Below are 25,614 nucleotides of genomic sequence, written 5' to 3' on the forward strand. Positions count from 1 at the left end.
TTAAGACATATAATTCCTATAATAGGTCGGAATTATAGTTGTCTCACATCAAGTAAAGAGCCATTTTGAGAATTGGTTGCTTTCACGAGTAATTTGGTTGCTCTCGTGCTGATTTAGTTGCTTTCCATATAGAACTGGTTGCTCCCAGTGATTGATTGGTTGCCCTAAGCCATTTACTKGATGCATGCAATGGAAAAACTGGTTGAAATTTTGTTTTTTAATGGGATGGTATGGATAATTGGGCAATTTTCACTGATTTTCGCTGTTGGCGGCGACTCCTGCCGGATGAGTGGGCAAATGAGACATCCCAACGTACGCCAAAGCGGCGGGGATGGCTCATCGCTCACCCGGCGGAAAGCGTACGACTGTAGCGAAAATCACAGCGGACACTTTATTCGCCTCACTACCACGCAGTTTCCCAATATTACGTGCAAAACCCGATCTCATCTTAAGTGAGATCGGGTTTTGTATTATACGTATGATTTTACTTCTTCAACAAGCATTGTCCCAGTTTCCGCTAAATTCGTATGGAACGAGAATGCTTTTTCAAGTACATGCGGCGTTTGTCCACCTCTTGTTAAAGCTTCCTCGTAGTAATTACGTAATTGAGCTTTGTACATTGGATGTACGCAATTGTTCATAATTAGTTCTGCACGTTCTCTTGGAGCTAAACCACGAAGATCCGCATACCCCTGTTCTGTCACAACTACATCTACATCATGCTCTGTATGGTCAACATGGGCTACGAAAGGTACAATACTAGAAATATTTCCACCTTTAGCAATGGACTTTGTAACGAAAATGGCAATTTTTGCATTACGAGCGAAGTCCCCTGAACCGCCAATACCATTCATCATTTTCGTTCCAGAAACATGGGTAGAGTTGACGTTGCCATATATATCAAACTCAAGCGCCGTGTTAATAGAGATTAACCCGAGTCGGCGAATAATTTCCGGATGATTCGTAATTTCTTGTGGACGTAATACTAATTTATCTCGATACTTTTCCAAGTTACCGTAAACTTGTTTCATCATCTCTTCTGAAAGTGTGATCGAGCAAGCGGATGCAAAATTAACTTTTCCTGCATCGATTAATTCAAACACAGAGTCTTGAAGCACTTCCGAGTACACTTGTAAATCTTCAAATTCGGAATCAATCAGTCCATGTAATACCGCATTAGCAACCGAACCAATACCTGCTTGTAATGGAGCTAGATTATTTGTAAGTCTTCCTGCCTTTACCTCTTCACGTAAGAAAGAGATTAAATGCTGTGCCATTTCTTTCGTTTCGTGATCTGGTGGAACAATCGGTGACGGTGAATCTGTATATTGAGTAAACACAATTCCTCTAATTTTATCTGTATCAACAGGCATACCAACTGTACCGATTCGATCATCTGCTTTCGTTAATGGAATCGGAAGTCTTTGTCCTTGTTCGGCTGGTTCATATAAGTCATGCAATCCTTCTAATTGTTCCGATTGGTCTAGGTTAATTTCTACAATAATATTTTTGGCGTGCGTTACAAAAGCTAAGTTATTACCAATAGATGTAGTAGGAATAATCATACCATCCGCCGTAATCGAAACCGCTTCTACTATAGCGAAGTCAATTTGGGGTAAAACTCCATTACGGATCATTTCTGCTGTATGCGATAAATGTTGGTCGACAAATAAATGATTGCCGGCATTAATATTTTTGCGCATGGAGGCATCTGCTTGGAAAGGCAATCGTTTATTGATAATACCAGCTTCTGATAGTAATTTATCTAAACCAGAGCCTAAAGATGCTCCCGTGAAAACATTTACTTTAAATTTCTCCTTCTTAGCTCGCTCTACTAATGCAAATGGAATCGCTTTCGCGTCACCTGCACGTGTAAACCCACTTAATCCTAAAGTCATGCCATCTTTAATCCATGATGCAGCATATTCCGCTTCCACAACAAGATCATGTAAATTACTGTCTTTTATACGTTCAAGATTCTTTTCCATCGTTTCGTCCCCCTCGTATAATGAATTTACATAATTTTAACTCTTATTGTCACAATTTAGGAGAAAATAGGTGAAGACACGTTTTAAATGATTAAACCAGAAAATTTAAAGGTTAAACCAGAAAATTTTATCGATATTGTTTTCAAACTGTTATTTTGATATAGCAATCACATAAAAAAACGCTTGAATAAAGGGGAGGTTTTCCCCTTATTCAAACATTTTTCGGTTAAAATCCTAATAACTTTCGAAAATAACTGGAGTATGACTGACTAACTGATACTTTTTCGCCATTTTCCATCGCCAGTAGAAATGTGGAATGTGTGTCTGGATAAATTTCTTTTATATGATGAACATTTACGATAAAAGAACGATGACAGCGTATGAAGGCTTCTCTAGGAAGTCGATATTCAAAATCTTGTAGTGAGCTCGTATGTGTTCCAGAGAAGGTCTTCGTCACAATATGTGTCTTTCGATCTTTCGCTTCTAAATAGATTACATCAGAAAAAGGAATAGGAATCCATCCATCCTGTGTTTTAATCGTTATCACAGACTTTCCATCTGTAAATGCTGGATAAATGGCTAATACACAACCTTCCAGTTGGCCTTTATCTTGAAATGGTACTGCCATACCATGATATGGAACTCCAAACAATTCGCGATCGATAAACTCAGAAACTTTTTGCTTACCGCTCATTGCTTTATGAGCAAGCGTGCCTTCTACAACTGGATCACCAGGAGTTATTTTCAAATCTATTCGTTTACTCGGTCGATAATAGATATAGTTTTCTTTATCGGTTATCGCAATGGATATTTCATCTGAAAATAATTCGCCTATTACGTCTAAAAGTCCAACAATGGATAGATCCTTCATCCTGTGCTCTCCTTTCGCTCTAAATTACACGCAAACGACTATTTCACGAGAAAACTGTTGTTTTTTTGTAATACAACGATCGATTATTTGAAAGCCTACTGATTCTAGTCGCTCATCCATCGATTCAATTGTGACAATAATGACCTTTTTCGCTATTCTTCTAGCGTGTTTCAATATTGTAAATTGTTCTTCCCATGATGCATGCGTATATAAATTATAAGGTAAATCAATGATTGCCACATCGTAGTCTTCAGTGATGTCTTCAATAGCACTTTTTTGAACATCCCCTGTTAAACCGAAGTAAGCAATATTCTCTCTAGATCCAACGCAAACAAGTGGATTAATGTCTCGACCGACTATGTCTATGCCCATAGATAAAGCTTCGACAAGCACTGTCCCAATTCCACAGCAAGGATCGATTGCTCGAATTCCTTCAGGACGTGGTACTGCGATATTCGCTACCGCGCGAGCCACTCTCGTGCTAAGTGCAGTGGAATACTCTCTTGGTTTTTTCATATGATTAAACCAAATAGGTTCACTTTTCGTATACAATCCAAAGTACCAGCGACCGCCGTATGGAACGACTGCAAATAGTTCATCCGGGTTATGTAAGTCGAAATCCCCTTGCATTTCACTGCCAATTGCTCGTTCTATTTGGAGACGTTCCGCATTTTCAATTTTATCTTTTCCTTGGCGATCATTAATTTTTAAAAATATTACTTTGTTTGTCTTTTCTTCATTACCAAAAGCAGGCGCCTGTGCGACAATCCCTTCCACAGTATCTCCCTCTGCTAAAACTTCCACCCTTCCTTTGATAAATGGGCTTCTACTAGGATCTATCTCCACATCGCTTTTTATGATTTTGGCATCTATATCTACTCCAAAAAAAGAGCGCATCTCTAAATGACATAGGGAGCGTTCTGCATCGTTATATGCAAATGTATAAATGAATGCCGGTCGTCGGCTAAAATTCGTCAATGTATTCCCTCCAATAATACCTCTATTATAACACGCGAAAACCGATTCCTCTTTTGGAAGGAATCGGTTTTCCATTCGTTTATTACACTTCACTGTAAATAGTTATATATTTCTGCTCCAATTTCGGCTAGCATTTGTTTGGACACTAGATCATCTTCATTCTTCGATAAAACAGTTGCCATTAGTTTCCGTTCGCCAACATAAAAAATGCCTACATCATGACGAGTTCCTGGAATCCAACCTGTTTTATGTGCTAGCTCCCAAGGAGTCATTCCATCGTTGAAATTGGAATATGGAGAAGGTAATCTTTCTGGTAAGCAGTCCTTTATTTGTTGCTTTTTCATAATAGGGATCATCTGCTCACTTGCAACTAGGCTAACCAACTCATCGCTAGCCATCAGCTTTAAAAGTTTTGCAATATCATTAGCCGTAATTTGATTGAAACCTTTTGGATTAGGGTTGTTCATCATTAATTTATTGTAAAAGGTACTCTTTTCCATACCCACTTCTTTCATCGTCTGTACGATATGCTCTACCCCTACTTGATCTATTAATATATTGGTTGCTGTGTTATCACTTTGAATAATCATTAGCATCACGATGTCGTAAATAGAAAGTGACGTTCCTGGAGTTAAATGTTGAAGAACGCCTGAACCTCCTACAAAGTCCTCTTCCTTTAGAATGATTTGATCTGTTAATGCTAGTTTTTCACTTTCGACAGCCGAGAAGACCGCTGCCATAATAGGGACTTTTATGACACTAGCTGCGTAAAAAAGTTCATCCTCATTCCATACCCACTTTTCACCTAAATCCAAATCTTCTATAACAATTCCCCATGCCCCCCTTGACTGGCCAATTATATCGAGAATTCTACTTGATAGTATTTTCACCTATTATCCCCCTTAACATTAATTAGTGATTATCCACTAATATCATATTCTATGAAGGATTGGTTGCCAAAATTTACGGTAAATATTTMTAGTTTCATCTATTTCGTTGGTGGTAAATATATAAAGAGAAACAGATTAATCATCTGAAGAGATCTCCCTTCGTTTTTCTCATATATATTTGACCTTACAGCTAGTCAGATAGGGGCCTCACTCAACTTCGAGTGAGGCTTTTAAATTTATTTAGATTCATAAAATAAAGGAAAGACGTCTTAAACGAAGAATAGAACTATTAATGGATTATTTAAAGGAGGAAAATAGATGAACAACAAATTATTAAGAATAGGTACTACATATATACCCGTAACTAATGTAGAGAATTCTTCTAAATGGTATGTAAACAAATTAGGTGCCGAGTTAAGTTATACAGATGAAGACAAAGCAATTCTAAACTTTGCTAACCAAAGTATTTTTCTTGTTAAATCTAAAGCAAATCAAAGCTCTAACTTCTACGATATCTATGATCATGAGCATTTCTCTATAACATTTGAAGTCGACGGATTAAACTCTCTAAAAGCTATACATCGTGAGTTTATGGATAAACAAATAAAAGTTGGAGAAATCGAAGACAGAGGACATGCAGGAAAGAACTTTGTTTTCTATGACTTAGATGGCAATAAATTTGATGTATGGAGTGAATTAAGCCCAAAGTTTAAAGAAATATGATTTTTAAAAAAGCGTACCGAGTCAATTAATTGAACGGTAAGCTTTTTAGTTTATAAATTATTTGCTTTTTCCCATTCCACTAATGGTTCCACTTTTAGAAGCTGGTGCATCCATATCTACTGCAAACAAGACGACCGTTGTATCTTCATTTGCTGTGAAGGAAGGAAGTTCTGCTACTAAATCCGTCACAGCTTCCTGTTTATTGACAATATAATCTCCAATTTGAATGGAACCACTTAATACATACAAAAAAGGTTTCTTGCCTTCATAGGAAGGAACTGGAAGCATATCCCCTGCTCTAGGATGAGCATCTAAAACGTAAGCATTTTGGCGAACAATCAGTGGTGCACCTGAACCCTCAGGACCCACCATTTCATACCAATCGCGGTTATTTGTAGGTTTATCATGAAACTGGATAGTTGGTGGAAGGTTTGCTTCACGTGGACGGAAAAATATTTGAAGCATTTCCACGTATTCCTCTTTTACCTTTTCTTCATGCCAAAAGCTTACGCCTGCGTTCATCATCATCAGTTTACCCGGTGAAATTTCCGCTTCCAAACCCGCTGAATCCTTATGATACGAAGTACCCTTCCACACATAACTGAAGATTTCATCATTCACATGTTCATGCATTTTTATCGTTAACCCTTTTTTCATCACCGCATGATCAATATTGCTCAGCGTTCCAAATGCAGAATCGTCTATGTCCTCTTCCAAAATATCGCTTGGTTGGATTCGAGTAATCGTGAATGGTCCCCTAAAAGGTTGATCATGATTTCCTGCTCGAAGAACTTGAATCACTTGTCTCTTCCCCTTTACGAATTATAAGTCTTGATAATCCTTCTGGTATTTCCCACCGTCTTTTACTTCCGAGTGATACAAAGCTTTTAAAGCAAAACTTTTTTCTAGGTCGTGCTCTTTCATTACTTCTTTCAAACGTTTGGAAAGATCTGCACTATGTTTTACTAGCTGCTCCATCTTAGATTTCGAATATTGCATGTATCGTCGACTCCTTATTATTCAATTTGTCTTTCAAGTATAACACTTAGAAAAGTTTTTTCTTATAATCACCTTTATTAAAAAATTTACATACATTACTTTGACAAAATAAAAACGAAATGTTATCCTTACGTATAAATGTTTCCTCCAGGAAATTTAATGGCACACACGAAAAAAAGGTGGTTTTTTTTACCCTAAAAGTTTCCCCGAGGAAATAAAGTGGAGGTCAGGAAAAGGAGTGTTTACATTGAAAAGAATTTTATTTTTATTTTTTACTGCTGTTTTATTAGTCGGATGTAGTAGCAATAACGAAAACGGCTCAGAGAAAAATGAGAAGCCATTAGTCATCACGACAACCGGACAAATTGCTGATGCTGTGAAAGAAATTGCAGGGGATCATGTGGAAGTAAAATCATTAATGGGGCCTGGTGTAGACCCTCATCTTTATAAGGCGACACAAGGGGACTTACAAACATTAGAAAAAGGAGACATCATTTTTTACAACGGATTAGAACTGGAAGGAAAAATGAGCGAGATTTTCGAAAAAATGAAGAAAGAGAAAACAGTTATCGCGATTGGAGAAGCGGTTTCAAAAGATCAAATATTGAGTAATGAATTACATCCAGACCTGTTTGATCCTCATATTTGGTTTGACATAGACGTTTGGAAATTAGCTTCACACGAAATAACTAAAACACTTTCTGAAGAGTTTCCGGACAATAAAGAAGCATTTACTAAAAACGAGGAAGCATATTTTAAACAATTATCCGATTTATCCGTTTGGACCGATAAACGTATTAGTGAAATACCAGAAAAACAACGAATTCTTGTAACAGCTCATGATGCATTTAACTATTTTGGTCATAGTCATGGAATGGAAGTGCGTGGGTTACAAGGTTTAAGTACAGACTCTGAGTATGGTTTAAAAGATATTCAAAATATTGTCGATTTTCTCGTGGAGAACAACATAAAAGCTGTTTTCATCGAATCTAGTGTTTCTGACAAAGCGATGAAAGCTGTTATAGAAGGTGCTAAAGAAAAAGGTCATTCAATCCAAATTGGAGGGCAACTTTACTCGGATGCAATGGGTGCTGAAGGGACAGAGGAAGGCACTTATATCGGAATGTACAAACACAACGTCAACACAATTGCCGATTCACTTAAATAGGAGGGAAGCAATATGGACGCATTACAAGTAAAAAATTTGTCGGTTGCTTATGAAGAAAAAATCGTATTACAAAATGTGAACTTAACTATTCCGGTAGGTCACTTAACAGGAATTATCGGTCCTAATGGAGCCGGGAAATCTACATTAATCAAAGCAATACTTAACCAATTACCAAACAAAACTGGGGCTGTTCATATTTTAGAACGCCCACTTAACCCAAAAGATCATACAGTCGGCTACGTTCCACAGCGAAATGCAATCGATTGGGATTTTCCTACAAATGCATTAGATGTTGTCCTAATGGGACGATATGGACATATAGGTATGATTAAAAAACCTTCAGCAAAAGATAAACAAATTGCAATGGATTGTCTAAAAAACGTTGGAATGGAAGCTTTTGCTGATCGATCAATTGGTCAATTATCAGGAGGGCAACAGCAGCGTGTATTTTTGGCTCGTGCACTAGCGCAAGAAGCGGAAGTCTATTTTATGGATGAACCATTTGTTGGTGTGGACGCTGCAACAGAGCGTACAATTATTGCTATTTTAAAAGATTTAAAAGCAAAAGGTAAATCTGTTTTTGTTGTCCATCACGATTTACAAACTGCATCTGACTACTTTGATTGGATGATTTTGTTGAATCAAACAATCACAGCGTCAGGTCCAACAGAACAAACATTTACAGAAGACAATCTACAAGAAGCATATGGTGGGAAATTATTTTTTATGGATCAGACAAAATCGAACAAAACGTTCAACTAAGAGAGGTGAAAAGATCATGTTAACTGGAAATTTGCTTTGGGTTCTTATAGGAGCTATTTTGCTAGGAGTAGCAGCCGGTTTAAACGGAACCTTCGCCTTTCTTCAAAAACAAAGTCTAGTAGGAGATGCGGCTGCACATGCCGCTCTCCCAGGAATTGCAATTGCGTATTTAGTTTTTCAACAAAAGGATTTACCCATACTTATGTTAGGCGCTGCCATTACTTCTGCTCTTGCAGTATATATGATTCAATGGATTGTCGGGAACTCTAAGCTAAAAGCAGACGCAGCAATTGGGTTTGTTTTATCCGTATTTTTTGGTATTGGAATCGTTCTCCTTACCATTGTCAATCAAAGTGGTACAGGAAATCAAAGCGGTTTGAATGATTTTATATTTGGAAAAGCTGCTACTATGGCAAAAAGCGATTTAGTTTGGCTATCGAGTAGCGCCTTATTAATCATATTAATGTGTTTGCTATTTTTTAAAGAATGGAAGCTAATGATTTTTGATCCGGTATTTGCAAAAGGTATCGGATTACCAGTCGAGCGATTACGCGTGTTATTGACAGCTCTTACTGTGCTAACGATTGTCACTGGAATACAGGCAGTTGGCGTTATATTAATGGCGGCTATGCTCATTATACCTGCAGCTGCTGCTAGATTTTGGTCTAATCACCTTGGAATTATTCTTGTTACGAGTGCTTTCTTTGGAGCTCTTTCAGGGGCATTAGGCACCTTAATAAGCTCTTTTCGTACGGGACTGTCCACAGGGCCAATTATAGTACTGTGTGCTGCTAGTCTCTTTTTAATATCCTATTTTTTCGCACCGACAAGAGGATTCCTCTCTAAATCGCTAAAGAAAAAAGCATTTAAGCAAAAAAACGTAGTAAAGGAAGCGACAAACCATGAATGAATTCTGGGTGCTCTTAACTGGATCATTAGTTGGTATTACTTGTGGATTAACTGGTGTATTTTTAATCCTACGCAAAACAGCTATGATAGCAGACGCTATTAGTCACACTGTGTTATTTGGAATTGTTGTGGCATTTATGATCACTCAATCGTTAAGTGGATTTTGGATGCTTGTTGGCGCTGCAATCGCTGGATTACTTACTACATTTCTTGTGCAATTGCTCCAAACAGGTGGCTTACAAGAAGATGCTGCTATTGGGGTTGTGTTCACTTCTTTATTTGCACTAGGTGTTTTGTTTATCACTTTATTTGCAGGAAACGTCCATTTAGACGTGGAGCATGTGCTGATGGGTGAAATTGCGTTTGTTCCATGGGATACATGGGATATTCTCGGTTTCTCCATGCCTAAGGCAGTTTGGATGCTATTGTTTGTTCTTTTATTGAATGTATTGTTTTTAGTTTTATTTTACAAAGAGATCAAGCTCTCTACATTCGATCCAGTTTTTGCGCTATCTATCGGGGTACCAATAGTAGCTATGCACTATTCTTATATGACACTCGTTTCTTTAACAACAGTTGCAGCTTTTGATAGTGTAGGTGCAGTTCTTGTTGTTGCCATGCTCATTGGACCTGCTGCTACCGCTTACCTTATGAGTAAGAGTGTCTCAGGAATGATTGTTTGGAGTATGACATTCGGCGTTACTGCAGCAGTCACAGGATACTATTTAGCAAAACTATGGAATACTTCTATTGCTGGAATGATGGCAGCAATGATAGGTGTACTATTTATGCTTGTGTTTTTATTTCAGCCACATGACGGATGGACATGGAAAATGTTCAAACGTATGAAATTAAAAGATACAAACGTTCATGCCGAATCCTAATGCCTAATAAGCCACAGTGTATTTGAAATACACTGTGGCTTTTCTTTTGTGCAGAAAGCTTTGTTATAATAAAGTCATTCACTACAAAGGAACAGAGGTGACTTCATGTATAAAACAATCGGAATACTTGCTCATGTAGATGCTGGAAAAACAACTTTTTCAGAGCAGCTACTTTATCATACAAACACTATTCGACAAAGAGGGCGTGTCGACCATCAAGACTCTTTCCTCGACAGTCATTCGATCGAAAAAAATAGAGGAATTACGATTTTTGCGGACCAAGGAATTTTCTCGTATAACGATTCCACTTATTATGTCATCGATACTCCTGGTCACGTCGATTTTTCACCAGAAATGGAACGTGCTATCCAAGTGATGGACTTCGCAATCCTTATTATTAGTGCCGTAGATGGTGTAGAAGGACATACAGAAACAGTATGGCAATTGCTACGAAAACATCAGATACCCACTTTTTTCTTTATCAATAAAACAGATTATGAAGGAACCGATGCAGCGAAAGTGTTAGAAGAAATTCGTGCTAATTTATCCGATGACGTGTGCGATTTAACAAACGCTTTCAACGAAGAGTTTGCCGAATTTTTAGCAGAACGCGATGAAATTCTACTCGAAAAGTACATGGACACTGGTTATGACGAGGATTTATGGATTCAAACTTGTAAGCGCATGATTCAAGAAAGTAAAATCTTTGCTTGTGCAAGCGGCTCTGCATTAAAAGACATTGGAATAATCCATTTTTTAGATAAACTTGATTTATTAACAGAGTCCTTTTATGAACCAGAAGAAAAATTTTCTGCACAAGTATACAAAATTCGTCATGACCAAAGTGGAAACAGAGTGACATTCCTCAAATTATTAAGCGGCAAGCTAAAAGTACGAGATGAAGTGCATTACGGAGAATTAGCAGAAAAAATTACGCAGCTTCGAGTATACAGCGGAAATAAATTCAAAACAGTTGAACAAGCAGTCGCGGGGGAATTAGTTGCAGTAACTGGGCTATCAAATGTTTCCATTGGGGATGGAATTGGTGCCATAAATGACAAGACGACCTTTGATATGATTCCAACTTTAAAATCGAAAGTAATTTTTGACGCTTCTATTCACGTCAAAGAAGTGTTGCGTTGCTTTAAACTACTAGATGCAGAAGACCCCTCTTTACGAGTCTACTGGGATGAGCATTTCCAGGAAATACATGTACATGTGATGGGTGTTATTCAGCTAGAAGTACTGGAACAAATTGTCCAAGAACGTTTTCACTTCTCCGTTTCGTTTGGTGAACCGAAAATTCTTTATAAAGAAACAATCGACACAACTGTAAAAGGCTATGGCCATTTCGAGCCCTTAAGACATTATGCGGAAGTACATCTTTTAATCGAGCCTGCAGAACGTGATAGTGGAATTTACTTAGACAACGTTTGTCATGTAAATGATTTATCTATCGGTAACCAAAACCTAGTGCTGCATCATTTATTGGAACGTTTACACCACGGAATTCTTACGGGTTCTTCATTGACAGATGTGAAGATTACATTGCTTACAGGTCGTGGGCATAACGAACATACGCATGGTGGAGACTTTAGAGAAGCAACATACCGAGCTTTGCGCCAAGGTTTAGAAAAAGCGGACAATGTTTTACTTGAGCCATATTACAATTTTAAAATCAAAGTAGACATGGACCTGATCGGTAGAGTTCTTTCGGATATTCAACAAGCTCACGGAACTTTTGAATCCCCTGAAAACATTGGTGACAAAGTAATTGTAAAAGGGAGAGTACCTGTAGCAACATTCATGAATTACAGTACAACATTTGCTTCCTTCACGCACGGAAAAGGAACGCTCAGCCTACTATTTGGAGGATATGATCGTTGTCACAATAAAGATGAAGTAATTGAAAAAATTGGCTACAATAAAGAAGCAGATCCTGAATACTCATCCACTTCTATTTTCTGTGCTAGAGGAAAAGGTTATAAAGTTCCATGGGATGAAGCAGAGGAAGCAATGCATTGTTTATAATTCAAACCTAGGAGGAAATCATATGATCGCAACGATTCAAAAAGAAAACGATATTTATACCGCTCGCTACGAACGAAATCTCCAGCATTCAGTAGATGAAGTTTGGAGTATGTTAACGGAAAACGACAAATTGCAACAATGGTTCACAGAACTCCAAGTCGTTGATCTACGTCAAGGTGGGCTTATAAAGTTTGATATGCAAGACGGGACTTTCATTGATATGCAAATTGTAGATTATGAACCTTTAAAAGTTTTGGCTTTTGAATGGGGCAAAGATATTGCCCGATTTGAATTATCCCCTGTTTCCGGTGGTTGTCAATTAACCTTTATCGAAACGATTTCTTCCTTTACTGAGCAAACAATAAAAGATCTTGCAGGATGGCATGTATGCCTTGATGTAATTGAAGCTATTTTAGAAGGTAGAACACTAGAAAGAAAAGATGAGTGGAAAGCTTGGTATGTAAAATACGAAGAACTACTAGACAATCTTGTAAAATAGTTTTTTATCAAGCACCTTTCATCCCGAGAGGTGCTTTTATCATTCATACCGGTAAATCATAAACCGTTCATTCGTATTTTGTTCGTACAACCCTGGCACCCTTACTTCCTTTAATAACTCAAATGCAGTATTCACTTCCATAAACCGATTGTACTCCATTGTCGGATAATAAAGGATCACATCGACCGGACGCGGATTGTCTTCAACAGATAAAAGAATATTGTCGATAACCTTTTGAAATATTTGTATGGAAAACGGATTAAAGAAATAAAAGCGATTATCATCCGGTTCAATATCATACCCTTCGGCAAAAATATGCTCAAATCGAATAGATCCCCTTGAATTCTTTGCTCGCTCCAAATACTTGGTTAAGTTAACTAAAGCCTCCTGATAAAGCTGTCCATTCATCTCCACTCCTGTCGCAGCTACATGAAGATGGTGATGAACGTAAAATGGGAAACGACCTTTACCGCAACCGAAATCTACAAACTTATCAGAAGTGGTACATACATACTCATCAAAGAGCGCCTCCAGTGCCATATAAGGGGTCGCTTCGTAGCGATTGTAGTGCGCCGATTGATGTTGCCATTCACGTATTCCTTCTGTTTTTATACGTAATAAACGATCATGATCTTGTTCTCTCATGGTTAGTCCCTCCTAGTTCAAAATATAGGAATAGTGCGTCGTAGTGGGCTGAAAAATAAGTGTCCGCAGGGATTTTCGTTGCAGGGCGGACGCTTTCCGTGGGGTGAGCGTTCGACTGCAGTGAAAATCACAGCGGATTCCGTACGACACATTATCCCCAAGTCATTCACCAAATACATGTTGCTGCACCGACTTATCCGTCCTGCCTATTTGGTTCTCTACTTGTACTAGCGGATGCACCGTAAAAGGCTCCCCTTGTACAACTGCAGTGGATACAAATCTTGGATTTTCTATACTTAGTACTTGCTTGCCATTAATAGTTTTCCTCAACACTTCTATTTTTGCAATCCCACCAATGTTCGTATTCTCTGTTTTTTGCGCAGAGAAGAAGTTTCCAAGTGAATAAAACACATGCGCTCTGTTACCACTACTTGTCGTGACCAGCTCATATGGTTGAATGACATGCGGATGATGACCGAAAATAATACTTGCTCCTGCATCTGCCATTATTTTAGCAAGATCTTTTTGCTCCCCATTTGGTTCCAGTTCGTACTCGGTCCCCCAATGCATGCTTACTACAACAAAATCTACTTTTTGCTTTAAAGCGCCAATATCCTTTAAGATTCGCTCTTCATCGATACGGTTAACCAAATAATCTTTTCCACTCGGTGTTTCATGACCATTTGTCCCGTAAGTATAACTGAGAAACCCAAAGCTAATATTATCCACTTGAAAGATACGATCTGTTTGTAAATCCTCCAATGATTCATAAGCACCAACATAGGGCATATCATAACTTTTCATATGATTGATCGTTGCCAGTACCCCCGCCTCTTCTTGATCGAGTGTATGGTTATTTGCCATCGATATTAAATCTACTCCCACTTCTTTTAAATCCCTAACAATATGAGCAGGACTAGAAAAATCCGGATATCCTGATAAACCAAATTCGCTACCTGCAGGGATAGATTCTTGATTGGCTATTAAAATATCTAATGATTCCAGCTCTTCTCTGACTGGCTCAAAAGAAGGTAAAAAACTTTTATAATTATACAATGGAAGATGTAACAAAATATCACCAATCATCCCGACTTTTATCGTATCTTCTCGATAATCGATATGAAATGTCGAAAATTGTTTCCCGTGGAACTTTTCAGGAAACGGTTGTTTTATTTGCAGATTAAAATAAAACAAAACCCCGATTAGTATAACAAGTAGTGAAATTAATGTTTTCATAGAAGCATCTCCCTCCCTTTCATTGTAACTTTTATTTTTCCAAACTGCTATTGACCTATTAAATGTTTAGCATATAATAAAAGTGAGTAATCACTCACTTTTATGAATAGGAGGTTTTATAGATGACTTCAACTATTGTATTAGCACAAGTAAGTAAAAGCTTTGGGAAAAAAAACGTTTTAAATAACATTAATATTAATGTAGATGCTGGACAAATTTTTGGCTTAATCGGCCCTTCTGGTTCAGGTAAAACTACTTTAGTGAAAATCATTGTAGGAATGGATCAACCCTCTGAAGGCCATGTGCATGTTTTAAAGACGCAAGTACCTAATTTGGGTTTGTTACAACATATCGGTTACATGGCACAGGCGGATGCTCTCTACAATGATTTGACCGGGAAAGAAAATCTTGCTTTTTTTGCTTCTCTCTATAAATTGAACAAAGAAATGCAAAAAGAGCGAATTGCTTATGCTGCCGATTTAGTAGAACTAACCCCTCATCTTTCTAAAAAAGTTCAGAACTATTCAGGTGGTATGAAGCGAAGACTATCTTTAGCTATTGCATTAATTCATGATCCTCAAATACTTATACTTGACGAGCCAACTGTTGGCATTGATCCCGAACTGAGAAAGTCTATTTGGGAGGAAATAAACCGATTAAAAGAGGAAGGGAAAACAATTTTAATCACAACACATGTAATGGACGAAGCAGAGAAATGCGATCAACTGGCCATGGTTAGAGATGGAGAAATAATTTCTAGTGGTTCACCATTAGAATTGAAAACCCACTACCAAATAAATAGCTTAGAAGAAGTATTTTTAAAAGCAGGAGGTGCAAAAAGATGATGACACTTGCTTTAGTTAAACGAGTTTGCCTCCAAATGGTACGAGACAAACGTACACTCGCTTTAATGATGATAGCACCATTAGTCATCTTAACATTGCTGCATTTTTTACTTTCTACGGAGACGACTATTCCGAAACTGGGCGTAACTGGTGTGGGAGAAAGTCTAATAAATGGGCTTGAAGAAAAAGAAATAGAAATCATCCAATATGATCAACTCAAAAACCCAAACGAACTTATAAAAGATGAAAACTTAGATGCTCTACTTCAGCTAGAGGGAGACCAAATAGATTTAACTATTACAAATGACGATCCTTCAAAAGCAAAAATGTTACAAACTAAAGTGATGCAAGCTATTTCTACCGAAAATGTAAAAGAACAATCTGCTAATTTATCCAAGCTCATGGAAGATATCGGTCGTCAACTTCCAAATGCACCAATAAATATAAATGAAGAAAAAACGTCTAATATTACTACTTCCTATATTTATGGAGGTAGTGAGACGACTTTCTTTGATCAGCTAAGTCCTATTCTAGTTGGTTTCTTTGTTTTCTTTTTCGTCTTCCTCATTTCTGGTATAGGATTGTTGCGAGAACGAACGACTGGGACGCTTGACCGATTGATGGCAACACCTATTCAGAGAAGGGATATTGTATTTGGCTATTTAATTGGCTATGGTTTATTTGCCGTCATTCAGACAATTATCGTGGTTTTTTACGCTACGAAAGTATTAGATATTACGCTAGTCGGATCTCTTTGGAATGTGATTTTTATTAATTTATCACTAGCGCTTGTTGCATTATTACTTGGTATTTTATTGTCCGCATTTACGAATTCAGAATTTCAAATGATGCAGTTTATACCAATTGCAATTGTTCCCCAAGTCTTTTTCGCAGGAATTTTGCCGTTTGAAGGAATGCCGGAATGGATGCAAATTATTGCGAAACTGATGCCTATGTACTATGGTGGTAATGCGTTAGTAGACGTTATGTATAAAGGGTTTGGACTAAATGACATTATAAATGAACTCTTTGTATTATTAGGATTTGCCTTTGTATTCGTTTTGTTAAACATAGTTGCATTAAAGAAATATCGCAAAATTTGAGGGGAGTAAACAATGTCCGAAGATGAAGTATTATTACAGCAGTTATTTGAAGAAGAAAAGTTAACCGAGAAGCAAAAAAAGATAATCGTTGCCGCTATAGAATCATTTTCCGAAAAAGGCTATGCTGCAACTTCTACTAGTGAAATTGCGAAAAAAGCGGGTGTAGCCGAGGGAACGATTTTTAGGCATTATAAAACGAAAAAAGAGCTTCTTGTTTCCATAGTTGCCCCCCTGATGACAAAGCTAGTTGGTCCATTCATTGTAAACGATTTTCATAAAGTACTGGATCGTCCCTATGAAAACGTAGAAGACTTTTTAAGAGCCGCGATCAAAAATCGAAGTGACATTATTAAAAAGATGCTTCCCGTTATTAAAATTGTTATACAGGAAATACCATTCCAACCTGAGTTAAGAGAACAGTTTATAGAACATGTTGCTAAGAAAACTTTTGAACGAATTTTGCAGGTCATTAAAGGGTATCAAGATAAAGGGCAACTGATCGAAATACCGACATTAAGCGCTGCTAGGCTTGCTATTTCAAGTATATTTGGCTTTTTAATTTCTCGCTATATTTTCTTCCCAGACAGTGAATGGGACGATGAACTGGAAACAGAGCGTACGGTACAATTCATTATGCATGGACTTGGGAAGAAATAGGAAGAACACATGATTCCAGTCATTACTTGTCTGTTATCATGTGTTTTTTTTATTGCGCTATTTTTTCTATCTCTTCTTTTAATGCAGCTTTCATCTTTTGCGCCGCTTCAACTTTAGCAGGAAGATCTTGTGAAATTTCGATTTTATGACATCCTGTGGTGATCAATTTTTTTATTTCGCTCACATTGCTACATGGTGATTCTAAAATATTCACGACACTTCCAAATTGCAAACTTTGATGTGTGTCACTACCACCAACTACAGGTAAACCTAATTCTTTTGCAAATGGAAATACTTTTTTAGAGTTTTCATCGATGCCTTGTTCAAATAAATCCTTCCCATTTAAATCGAAAGCATCTAATTGTTTTAATAAATGATGATCGATTTGATGTAGCGGCGTAGTCTCACGGTAAGGATGGGCCCCAATTTTCAATAAATTGAATGCTGACGCTTCTTCTAATAGTTCTGCAAATGGTATAAAATGATCCTTTTCCGTATAAGCATCCAATTTAGCACGAAGTCCACGAATATCTTCTCTACTACCAATCATTAAAATATGACCAGTCTCGTTAATATCCACTTCCATTCCTGGGAAAACTTTTACCCCATTTACTACATAATACTGCTCGACATATGGAAATTCTTTATCTAGTGTATCGTACACATCCGTAAATCGGTGTGTATTAAAGTGTTCTGTAAGAGCAAAACCATCTAATCCATTTTCCTTTGCTGCATTTACCATATCGATAAAATATTCAAGTGAAAACTCCACTTTTTTTGATAACTTTCCGTGCGTGTGAAAATCTATTTTCATGTTAGGCTCTCTCCTTGTTCATAAAGTTAAAAATGATAAATGGATCCTATCCAAAATACGAATAAAACATAGACAATGGAGCCTACTGTAAAGAAATAATCTCTATTCGTAAAAGACATATATGCAAGTTTTAGTTTTTTCACATTTGGGTTGGAAGCTGAGTAACTAAATCCTTTTGTTTCAAGTGCTTCTACTGTTGTCCTAGATCTCTTTGCACCATTCAATATAAGTGGATAAAAGGACATAATAAGTATTTTCATAAAATAATAGATAGATCTCCAATAAAATAAACCTTTGGAAGTTGGAGCTTTTCCGCGTAATCGATACGATAAGAAAATTTGATGAAATTCCTCCATTAACGTTGGTAAAATACGATACCCAAAGGCAATACTAAAAGATACTTGCGCTGGCATGCCTAAACTAAGTAGACCATCACTAAACTTTTCAGGATCAATACTGGAAAACACGGAAATACTCGCTAATGAAATAATGGCTAGTTTGACCGTTAGCCAAAACATTGGGGTAACAGACTCCAATCCCCCACCAAAAAATAAAGAAACAATAAACAAAAAACCAATTTCACTTAACAAACCTGTACATAAAATGATTAAAATAAGTGGACTTGTTCGAGCTACTATTGTTGTGCATATAGTAAACACCAGAAGACCCGTTAAAATGGTTTTATTGTGAAGAAACCAAGGAACAACACCGAAAAACAAATACCATCCAATAAGTGTGCGTGGATCTAGTTTTGCTAGTAAGGTATCGCCATTTCCATACGCCGTTTTTAATAATTCTTCTTTTACATATTCAACAGACAGTTTCTCACGCATACTCCTTGCATAATCCAAGATTCACTCGCTCCTTACTCCTTAACCAGTACTCCGTAAATTCTTCTACGGTATAGCATAATACATGCATATTTAACGCTTTACTTAATTGTAAAATTTGAGGACTTTCAAGCCCCGCTTGCACTAATAATGCCTCATCTTCAAATACGCCTCTTCGATCGGCATCTCGAATAATTATCCCTTGATTCATAACGATTACCCGATTAGACCACTCTGAAACAAGCTGCATATCATGCGTTGCAATGATAACCGTTTTGACATGTTTTCTTAACTGAGAAAGCATGAAAACCATTTGTTTTTTTGTTGCGATATCTAAATTAGCAGTTGGTTCATCTAGTAATATAATCTCCGGATTCATCGCCGCTCCAATTGCTAGGGATGCTCTACGTTGTTGTCCACCACTTAGAAGTCGACCATCTCGGTCTTGGATTTCAGTAAGGGAAAAATCCTCTAGTAATCGATTTACCATTTCTTCATAGTTTGGGACTTTCCTTACTTTTAAAAAGTACTCAATATCTTTTCGCACAGAGTCATTGATAAACATTTCCTCTGGATTTTGATATACATAAGCTACAACTTCACTGAGTTTCTCTGGCGTCAGTTTTCGAGTAGATCTACTTTTCACAAACACCTCGCCTTTACTTGGTTTCATGATCCCAGTAATTAGTTTGATCAGTGAAGATTTCCCTGCTCCATTATTTCCTACTAACGCAACGAGATCCCCCGTTTGAAAAGTAATATTAATATTGGATAACACTTGTTTTGTCGTTCTTTTAAGCGTTCTGTAGGAGTGAGACACTTCTTTAAACTCAATAAGCGGTTCACTTAGAWGGTCTATACAGGTTTCCGGTAATGAATTACTTGGAGTTGCTGCATGCGGAATATTCCTATTAGAAACTGAAAAATGTGTTACTGCCTCATCAAGAATAATCGGAAAAATATCCGTTTCTTCACCACTTTTCAATGAATGGGCCGCTTGTGTAACTTGCGGTGGATAAATTTGCCGTTCCATTAATTCTTCTACTTGCGATAACGCTTCCTGAACCGGCTTTTTCCATCGCAAGCTTCCTTTATCCATTAAGATAACCTGATTGCAATAGTTTGCTATAAACTCTGTATGATGTTCGATGACAATAATCGTCATATTGTATTTGAAATTTAAATCTCTTAATATGTCATAGATTTTTTTCGCGTGATTTGGATCAAGTTGGGCAATCGGTTCATCTATTATTAAAACTTTAGGCTGCATTGCAAGTGTCCCTGCTAATGCTAAGAGATGCTTTTGTCCGCCACTTAACTGCCATATGAACTCTTTACGAAGTGAAGAAAGCCCCGTCACTTCAAGGGCCCACTCCCCTCGTTCTTTATAATCTTGCAAACCGTAATTTAATGGTACAAAACAAACGTCATCTATGACAGTTGGTCGTAATAGTTGATTTTCAAAGTCTTGGTATACATATCCAATATTTTGCGAAAGCTCAGATACCGAATGATCTGCCGCAGTTAAATCATTCACGATTACTTCTCCTTCAAAATCACCAACGTAAAATTGAGGAATTAGCCCATTAAATGTTTTACATAAAGTAGATTTCCCTGATCCATTTCCACCAATAATAGCTGTAAACTCGCCTGGATCAATTGTTAAGTTTACATTTTTCAATACCGATGTTTCCGATCCTGGGTAGGTAAATGTAACATCTTTCAACTCGATAATAGGTTTAACCGACATTACTAACATCCCTTATATTTTTCTTGTTTTTGGACTTGTTTACCATAATCCCTACGGTGAATATGGCAATGATAGCTGCAACTCCAATAACAATCCATATGAACGAATCACCGAATGTTTCTAAGAAATCCGGCTCCCAAACACCAATATTAATATCAGATTCGGACATAAATTCTGTTACAACCGCTATAGCAGCTAATACAACCCCGACTACAACCAATCTCGGCGTAATTAGTTCGTTCCATGAATATTGAACTTTATTGTCCCTTGGTTTCATACCAAGTAAAGGCTCAATTTTCCCATAAAGTCTAGGTACTAGATAAAGTGTTGGAAGTAAGGCAAATAAAATTCCCGAAAAAAGTAAGTCATTAAAAAACGCAACTCCTTCTACAATAAGCACGCTTTGCGCTAGACCTTCTACTGCCTCCAATTCTTCTATTCCTACCCAAACTTTCCCCATATCTACTATAGTTCCAAGTAAATGGTGGACGATTAACCCTGACATGACTGCAATACCAACCTGCAAGCGATTCAATGGATTTCTTACTAAAATTCCCGCAATATACATTCCTAAAGAAAATGTAATGAATTTTTCTATTTCTCCAATTCCACCGAACTGGCCAAGCATTAGTTCTCCAAAAATAATTTCACCTAATGCTGCTCCAATTGCTGCATATAGTGGATGGAACAAAATACATAATGTTAGTGGGATGAATGCAAAATATTCCACTGATAATTCAATAACACCAAGTTGCACTGAGGGAATTAGTTCTGTAAACATATTCGAAAGACCATAAAGCGACATCGATAAAATAAAGATCATCATTTTTTGCGATTGTGTTAATTGATAGGCACTCTTTTTTGTCATTGTTAACTCCTCCTTTTCACTTCATATAGTATCAATCGGTTGTTAACGGAATGTTAAGACAACATGAAATGAATGTAAATATATTTTCACTAATTATCTAATGAAAAATATTTTTCATCAGTAAAATAAATGTGATACAATTCATATCAAGAAAGAAAATGTAAGTGTAAGGAGAGGATATGATGTACCAATTAGATTGGAATCTAGAAGAATTAACCCCCCACCAAAAAACAATTGCCGATTATGTTCAAAAAAATATCCATGCAATGCTCTATACAACTGAAACAGAAATTGCAGAACAGCTAAACCTAAGCAATGCTACCGTTTCTCGTTTTTGGAAGACTGTTGGCTATGAAAACTTCAAAGACTTTAAAAATAACTTAAAAGAACATAGTGAAATCTCTCCAGCAAATAAGCTTGAAAATATTATGCAAAAAGTGGAATCAAATGAAATGCAAAATAAAATGCTTGCGCAGAGCTTGCAGCATTTACAAGAAACACTTCTTTACTTTTCTTCGGAGAACTTTCAACAAGCAGTCGATGCATGCAGTAGTTGTGAAAACATTTACATTTTTAGTCCTGGTCCGTCAGAAGGGCTTGCACAGTTAATAAATTTCAGACTATCTCGATTCGGTCTATCTGTCCATTTACTACCAAAGGGTGGGCATGAGATCTTTGAATCTATGGTACATATGACTGAAAATGACACTGTTTTAATATTTGGCTTTGTACAATTACATCCAGAGACAAAAGTTATTCTAGATCATTCAAAAGCGATCGGATGCAAATCTATTGTCATAACCGATAGGCTCATTTCAGATTTTAATACAAGTGCAGATATCGTTTTGTATGCAAGTAGAGGAGAACTATGGGAATTTCATTCGATGGTTGCTMCAACTTTTCTTATAGAGAATTTAATAATAGCGGTAGGGATGCACAAAAAAGAACATTCCATTGCGAAGCTAGAGGAATTAAATGAATTGAGAAGGAAATACAAAGATATATTACCAAGATAATATAAAAGCGGTGAAGGAATATTTGGATTCTAACTAATATCTCAAGTGCAAAAAAGCCCCAGTGTCTTTAATTATTTAAGGTCAAAACCTGTTTTCATCGTTTTCGGAGGGCTTCAAACAGACTTGTTGCTATAATCATTACCGTATAATTTTGAGAGAGGTTAGTCGTGACTGACGTCACGACCAACCTCTCTTTTTTCGGTAATCTTATGGCGTTTGTCTGTCCTTCACCCTCCTTCAACTATAAAAATAAGGTTAAGACCTTTTTGGATAATGAGGGAAGAGACGCTTTCCAATACAGAAAGGAAGCTCCTGAAGATGCAATTTCAGGAGCTTTAATGCTGCTCTATTCGATAAATGCTATCTATTTTTATGTCATATACTTTTTTACCAAAAAAAGAAGAAAACTAGGAGAAATGCTCCTCTTAAAGATTCTTGCTAACAGGTCCATCTCCTCAAGTCTATTATTCTATTAAGTTGGCAATAATCCCTTTAATATTACTATTTTAGGGGTAACGGAATTGTTACTGTCAAAAGCATGACCTTCGTTTGAAGCTGATAAACAAATAGAGGTTTTTTCACCACAAACGTTAAAGGCATACCAGTTACAGTATTTGCTACTAGTTGGTTATTTTAATGACGTAGAGATGGAATTACTGGATACAAATCAACTGAAGGAATATCTCGCTACTTCCGGCAAACATTTAAAACCAGCCAGTCTTGCACATCGTATTCGCTTTATGAAATCATTTTTTCGTTGGTCTCATGAAGAAGGATACCTAAGTAAGAATCCAACATCCAAAATTAAAGAACCTAAGGTAGGGAAGCGGATACCCAAGTATTTAACCGAAAAATACCATGGTTTTGGTTTCAATATCTCTGTGATACTTATTATTCCCCCAGTTGCTTATTTAAGGATAAAAATATTATCCAATAACCTTCCTTCACTAACCTGCACCTTTAGTTCAATATAAAAAAGACTTTACTCCGTCCTTCTTGAAGTAAAGCACCCGTTAGTTAAACATCAAATTAAATCTATCTATTTATATTTTTGGACATGCCAATGGTAAATTTCTTGAACCCAAAGGTTTCATAATATGGTTCCAAACTTTCCACACACATTAGTTGAGGAATTACCCGATTTTGCTCACAATGGTGAATTATTCGATTAACCATTTCTTTGCCGATTCCTTCGGACTGATAGCTTGGTAGAACACATAATCCACAAACAACTCCAGTAATTACACCATCTGAAATAACACGTCCCATACCCACTAATTGTTCTTCATCAGATGCGTAAATGGCGTACCAACTTTGATTGCACATTCGTTCCAAATCATTACTTGTTAATTTAAGTGAATTCCATCCTAAAGATTCATATAGGGTTAGTAATTGGTCAAAGTTAATAGGGGGTTCTGTCGTATAATTTATATATTTCACCATATAATTACCTCCTGATTTTTGTATATTATAATTCTACACCGACAAAAAATATATAACTTTTTTTCATTGCTTATTCAACTAAACTGCGTCTTTAGTTGAATAAGAGTAAAGGCTGTCTATTGACAATCTTGTTCTGCTAAAGGACCCGTTAGTTCAAGAAGAAAAGTGACGCTTATTCAAAAATAGCACCCGATAGTTAAGTTTCAAGAATATTCTACTAAGAACTGGCAATAACAAGAATAGCAATGGTCCATACAATTAATACAAAAGATGTTGTCATCCAGAATGTATTATTAGTAGTAGGTTGGTCATTCTTTACTTTTTTTATTATTTCTACAAGGTTGAGACAAAAAATAATAGCTAATATCGGCATCAAATAAAAACCAATAAAGAAAAAGAGTGTTTCCATAGATTAACTTCACCTCCAAAATAATGATACCGATTCCCTTATTACTTATTTGCCTTTTTACTACAATCTGTCCCGATTGTTAAACACAAAGTTTAAACAACACTCATCAACTAAACGCACCCGTTAATCAAAAAAATTATCGTGATAATATTGCATCTGTACTTATTTTCCACAGTGAACCGATGATGAACTGGAAAAATCTCTTTAAACCAAAGGGGACCATTTACAATTCCTGTTACACTAATAGAAGTAGTTGCTCCACCGTTTAATGTGTAAAAGTTTATGGTGATTTTAGAGTCAGGTGATTGTGCTGTTTCAATGGGTTCTCTCGCAAATGTGTTTACCGCTACCCCTACTGTCTAAGCCGCCGAATGATCCTTATGAACTAAAGCACCCGTTAGTTGAAGAAGAAAAGAGACGCTAATTAAACAATCTCGCTCGATTATGGAAATGAAAAACATTCAAATTCTCAATAAAATCAATGTGTTTTACTTTGAATCTAGCTTGGATTTAATAAATGTAATTAGGCATTGCATTAGCGTAAACGATATAGAAAAGGCAAGATAGTTAGATACACTACCAGAAAAGATAAGAATAATAATTACAAAAGTCATTACATTCGTAAAAAACAAGCTTGTAAACATCCGTACCCATAAACCATAATTTTTCGATTCAATTTGGAAATCCAGAATTATGACTAGCACCCCCATAAACAATACAAAAAACAACCCAAATAGCGATACGTTTAAACTATTTTGCACGACGAAAAAACTAATATAAAAAACAGCTATAGATAAAGCAACAAAAAGTATAATAGTAACCCACGTCTCAGTTTTTGTTGTCCATTTCATCTTTATTTCCTCTCTGAAAATAATTTTATATACAATCTGGCCCTATTGATGAACACAAGTTAAACAATACTCTTAAACTAACCTGTCCCTTTAGTTCAATAAGAAAAAAGGCTTTACCCCTTCTTGAAGTAAAGCACCCGTTAGCTTAATAAGAATAAAGGAATTGCAGCATCAATCCCTTTATCTCCAATCAAAATATTTTATTTTTTACTTCAAGTTAAAAATTCCCTTACCAGTCTCCATATTTATAGGCAATGATGAATGTTCATGAGATATGACCCAAGATTCATTCACTTTTTTTAAACCATATGTGAACCGATTTGTCATTTGACGAAGTATCTCACCAGATTCTTCTTGGTGAGCAGCAAACGTTACAGCACAATGTACAAATGCGAGATATGAATTTTCTTCAACTACTAGGTTATTAAATTCAACTTTAAGTAAA

At 36.7% G+C, this 25,614-nt stretch carries 29 protein-coding genes; 13 read left to right on the forward strand and 16 right to left on the reverse strand.

Going from position 1 to position 25,614, the window contains the following annotated elements:
• Nucleotides 1-470: 470 nt before the first annotated feature.
• From AC1DFT_RS19115 to AC1DFT_RS19130, 4 genes are all read right to left on the reverse strand, one after another.
• Nucleotides 471-1,988: an acetyl-CoA hydrolase/transferase family protein gene (locus AC1DFT_RS19115; protein ID WP_478160970.1), complete on the reverse strand. Its 1,518-nt coding sequence runs from the start codon at nt 1,986-1,988 to the stop codon at nt 471-473.
• Nucleotides 1,989-2,214: 226 nt separating this feature from the next.
• The gene (locus AC1DFT_RS19120; RefSeq protein WP_478160972.1) at nt 2,215-2,859 is read right to left on the reverse strand and encodes a LytTR family DNA-binding domain-containing protein; all 645 of its coding nucleotides are present in this window, start codon (nt 2,857-2,859) and stop codon (nt 2,215-2,217) included.
• Nucleotides 2,860-2,883: 24 nt separating this feature from the next.
• The gene (locus AC1DFT_RS19125; protein ID WP_478160974.1) at nt 2,884-3,837 is read right to left on the reverse strand and encodes a TRM11 family SAM-dependent methyltransferase; all 954 of its coding nucleotides are present in this window, start codon (nt 3,835-3,837) and stop codon (nt 2,884-2,886) included.
• Between the two features lie 89 nt (nt 3,838-3,926).
• Entirely contained in the window at nt 3,927-4,727 is an 801-nt protein-coding gene (locus tag AC1DFT_RS19130) for a serine hydrolase (protein WP_478160976.1), read from the reverse strand.
• A 318-nt stretch (nt 4,728-5,045) separates the two neighbouring features.
• On the opposite strand from AC1DFT_RS19130, the gene AC1DFT_RS19135 reads away from it, so the two are divergent.
• Nucleotides 5,046-5,450 (forward strand): VOC family protein, encoded by a 405-nt coding sequence (locus AC1DFT_RS19135; protein ID WP_478160978.1) that lies wholly within the window; start codon nt 5,046-5,048, stop codon nt 5,448-5,450.
• Between the two features lie 57 nt (nt 5,451-5,507).
• On the opposite strand, the gene AC1DFT_RS19140 is transcribed toward AC1DFT_RS19135, so the two are convergent.
• Both AC1DFT_RS19140 and AC1DFT_RS19145 read right to left on the reverse strand, forming a co-directional pair.
• Nucleotides 5,508-6,251, reverse strand: a complete 744-nt coding sequence (locus tag AC1DFT_RS19140; RefSeq protein WP_478160980.1) for a pirin family protein — start codon at nt 6,249-6,251, stop codon at nt 5,508-5,510.
• A gap of 21 nt (nt 6,252-6,272) precedes the next feature.
• Nucleotides 6,273-6,449 carry a hypothetical protein gene (locus tag AC1DFT_RS19145; RefSeq protein ID WP_478160982.1) on the reverse strand — a complete coding sequence of 59 codons (177 nt, stop codon included), beginning with the start codon at nt 6,447-6,449 and terminating at the stop codon, nt 6,273-6,275.
• Nucleotides 6,450-6,696: 247 nt separating this feature from the next.
• Here AC1DFT_RS19145 and AC1DFT_RS19150 point away from each other — a divergent pair, with 247 nt between their 5' ends.
• From AC1DFT_RS19150 to AC1DFT_RS19175, 6 genes are all read left to right on the forward strand, one after another.
• Nucleotides 6,697-7,617 (forward strand): metal ABC transporter solute-binding protein, Zn/Mn family, encoded by a 921-nt coding sequence (locus AC1DFT_RS19150; protein ID WP_478160984.1) that lies wholly within the window; start codon nt 6,697-6,699, stop codon nt 7,615-7,617.
• Nucleotides 7,618-7,629: 12 nt separating this feature from the next.
• Nucleotides 7,630-8,379, forward strand: a complete 750-nt coding sequence (locus AC1DFT_RS19155) for a metal ABC transporter ATP-binding protein (RefSeq protein WP_478160986.1) — start codon at nt 7,630-7,632, stop codon at nt 8,377-8,379.
• Between the two features lie 16 nt (nt 8,380-8,395).
• On the forward strand, nt 8,396-9,289 hold the full coding sequence (locus tag AC1DFT_RS19160) for a metal ABC transporter permease (protein WP_478160988.1): 894 nt from the start codon (nt 8,396-8,398) through the stop codon (nt 9,287-9,289).
• Complete coding sequence (locus AC1DFT_RS19165; protein WP_478160990.1) at nt 9,282-10,172, forward strand: metal ABC transporter permease; 891 nt, start codon at nt 9,282-9,284, stop codon at nt 10,170-10,172. Before AC1DFT_RS19160 ends, AC1DFT_RS19165 begins: the two co-directional genes overlap by 8 nt.
• Before the next feature lie 105 nt (nt 10,173-10,277).
• Nucleotides 10,278-12,203, forward strand: coding sequence for a GTP-binding protein (locus AC1DFT_RS19170; protein ID WP_478160992.1), 1,926 nt, complete (start codon nt 10,278-10,280; stop codon nt 12,201-12,203).
• A 22-nt stretch (nt 12,204-12,225) separates the two neighbouring features.
• Complete coding sequence (locus tag AC1DFT_RS19175) at nt 12,226-12,702, forward strand: SRPBCC family protein (RefSeq protein WP_478160994.1); 477 nt, start codon at nt 12,226-12,228, stop codon at nt 12,700-12,702.
• A gap of 39 nt (nt 12,703-12,741) precedes the next feature.
• Here AC1DFT_RS19175 and AC1DFT_RS19180 read toward each other — a convergent pair whose 3' ends face one another.
• Both AC1DFT_RS19180 and AC1DFT_RS19185 read right to left on the reverse strand, forming a co-directional pair.
• Nucleotides 12,742-13,347, reverse strand: coding sequence for a class I SAM-dependent methyltransferase (locus AC1DFT_RS19180; protein WP_478160996.1), 606 nt, complete (start codon nt 13,345-13,347; stop codon nt 12,742-12,744).
• Nucleotides 13,348-13,509: 162 nt separating this feature from the next.
• Nucleotides 13,510-14,583 carry a CapA family protein gene (locus AC1DFT_RS19185; protein WP_478160998.1) on the reverse strand — a complete coding sequence of 358 codons (1,074 nt, stop codon included), beginning with the start codon at nt 14,581-14,583 and terminating at the stop codon, nt 13,510-13,512.
• 122 nt (nt 14,584-14,705) lie between these two features.
• Here AC1DFT_RS19185 and AC1DFT_RS19190 point away from each other — a divergent pair, with 122 nt between their 5' ends.
• Genes AC1DFT_RS19190 through AC1DFT_RS19200 form a run of 3 tightly spaced genes read left to right on the forward strand, consistent with a single transcriptional unit; the run spans nt 14,706 to nt 17,188 of the window.
• On the forward strand, nt 14,706-15,428 hold the full coding sequence (locus AC1DFT_RS19190; RefSeq protein ID WP_478161000.1) for an ABC transporter ATP-binding protein: 723 nt from the start codon (nt 14,706-14,708) through the stop codon (nt 15,426-15,428).
• Nucleotides 15,425-16,531 (forward strand): ABC transporter permease, encoded by a 1,107-nt coding sequence (locus AC1DFT_RS19195; RefSeq protein WP_478161002.1) that lies wholly within the window; start codon nt 15,425-15,427, stop codon nt 16,529-16,531. The genes AC1DFT_RS19190 and AC1DFT_RS19195 overlap by 4 nt, the downstream gene beginning before the upstream one ends.
• A 12-nt stretch (nt 16,532-16,543) precedes the next feature.
• A complete protein-coding gene (locus tag AC1DFT_RS19200) occupies nt 16,544-17,188 on the forward strand; it encodes a TetR/AcrR family transcriptional regulator (protein ID WP_478161004.1) in 645 nt (214 codons plus the stop codon).
• A 49-nt stretch (nt 17,189-17,237) separates the two neighbouring features.
• Here the strand turns inward: AC1DFT_RS19200 and AC1DFT_RS19205 are convergent, their stop codons facing one another.
• From AC1DFT_RS19205 to AC1DFT_RS19220, 4 genes are read right to left on the reverse strand one after another with little or no spacing between them, the layout of a single operon-like run.
• Nucleotides 17,238-18,002: a PHP domain-containing protein gene (locus AC1DFT_RS19205; protein WP_478161006.1), complete on the reverse strand. Its 765-nt coding sequence runs from the start codon at nt 18,000-18,002 to the stop codon at nt 17,238-17,240.
• Nucleotides 18,003-18,028: 26 nt separating this feature from the next.
• The gene (locus AC1DFT_RS19210; protein WP_478161008.1) at nt 18,029-18,853 is read right to left on the reverse strand and encodes an energy-coupling factor transporter transmembrane component T family protein; all 825 of its coding nucleotides are present in this window, start codon (nt 18,851-18,853) and stop codon (nt 18,029-18,031) included.
• Complete coding sequence (locus AC1DFT_RS19215) at nt 18,828-20,582, reverse strand: ABC transporter ATP-binding protein (protein WP_478161010.1); 1,755 nt, start codon at nt 20,580-20,582, stop codon at nt 18,828-18,830. Before AC1DFT_RS19215 ends, AC1DFT_RS19210 begins: the two co-directional genes overlap by 26 nt.
• A complete protein-coding gene (locus AC1DFT_RS19220; protein ID WP_478161012.1) occupies nt 20,572-21,450 on the reverse strand; it encodes a DUF8171 family membrane protein in 879 nt (292 codons plus the stop codon). The genes AC1DFT_RS19215 and AC1DFT_RS19220 overlap by 11 nt, the downstream gene beginning before the upstream one ends.
• A 182-nt stretch (nt 21,451-21,632) precedes the next feature.
• Between AC1DFT_RS19220 and AC1DFT_RS19225 the strand changes: the two genes are divergently transcribed.
• The 3 genes from AC1DFT_RS19225 to AC1DFT_RS19235 all read left to right on the forward strand — a co-directional run bounded on the left by AC1DFT_RS19225 (nt 21,633) and on the right by AC1DFT_RS19235 (nt 23,440).
• Complete coding sequence (locus AC1DFT_RS19225) at nt 21,633-22,466, forward strand: MurR/RpiR family transcriptional regulator (protein WP_478161014.1); 834 nt, start codon at nt 21,633-21,635, stop codon at nt 22,464-22,466.
• 167 nt (nt 22,467-22,633) lie between these two features.
• Nucleotides 22,634-22,942, forward strand: a complete 309-nt coding sequence (locus tag AC1DFT_RS19230; protein ID WP_478161016.1) for a hypothetical protein — start codon at nt 22,634-22,636, stop codon at nt 22,940-22,942.
• Between the two features lie 90 nt (nt 22,943-23,032).
• Entirely contained in the window at nt 23,033-23,440 is a 408-nt protein-coding gene (locus tag AC1DFT_RS19235) for a site-specific integrase (protein WP_478161024.1), read from the forward strand.
• Nucleotides 23,441-23,501: 61 nt separating this feature from the next.
• Here AC1DFT_RS19235 and AC1DFT_RS19240 read toward each other — a convergent pair whose 3' ends face one another.
• From AC1DFT_RS19240 to AC1DFT_RS19255, 4 genes are all read right to left on the reverse strand, one after another.
• A complete protein-coding gene (locus tag AC1DFT_RS19240; protein WP_478161018.1) occupies nt 23,502-23,909 on the reverse strand; it encodes a GNAT family N-acetyltransferase in 408 nt (135 codons plus the stop codon).
• A gap of 519 nt (nt 23,910-24,428) precedes the next feature.
• Nucleotides 24,429-24,638, reverse strand: a complete 210-nt coding sequence (locus tag AC1DFT_RS19245; RefSeq protein ID WP_478161026.1) for a hypothetical protein — start codon at nt 24,636-24,638, stop codon at nt 24,429-24,431.
• A gap of 168 nt (nt 24,639-24,806) precedes the next feature.
• Nucleotides 24,807-25,169 (reverse strand): hypothetical protein, encoded by a 363-nt coding sequence (locus tag AC1DFT_RS19250; protein WP_478161020.1) that lies wholly within the window; start codon nt 25,167-25,169, stop codon nt 24,807-24,809.
• 207 nt (nt 25,170-25,376) lie between these two features.
• A partial coding sequence (locus AC1DFT_RS19255) for a nuclear transport factor 2 family protein (RefSeq protein WP_478161022.1) occupies nt 25,377-25,614 on the reverse strand: 238 nt, incomplete at its 5' end.

The sequence above is a fragment of the Psychrobacillus sp. 05T411 genome, from assembly GCF_056396485.1.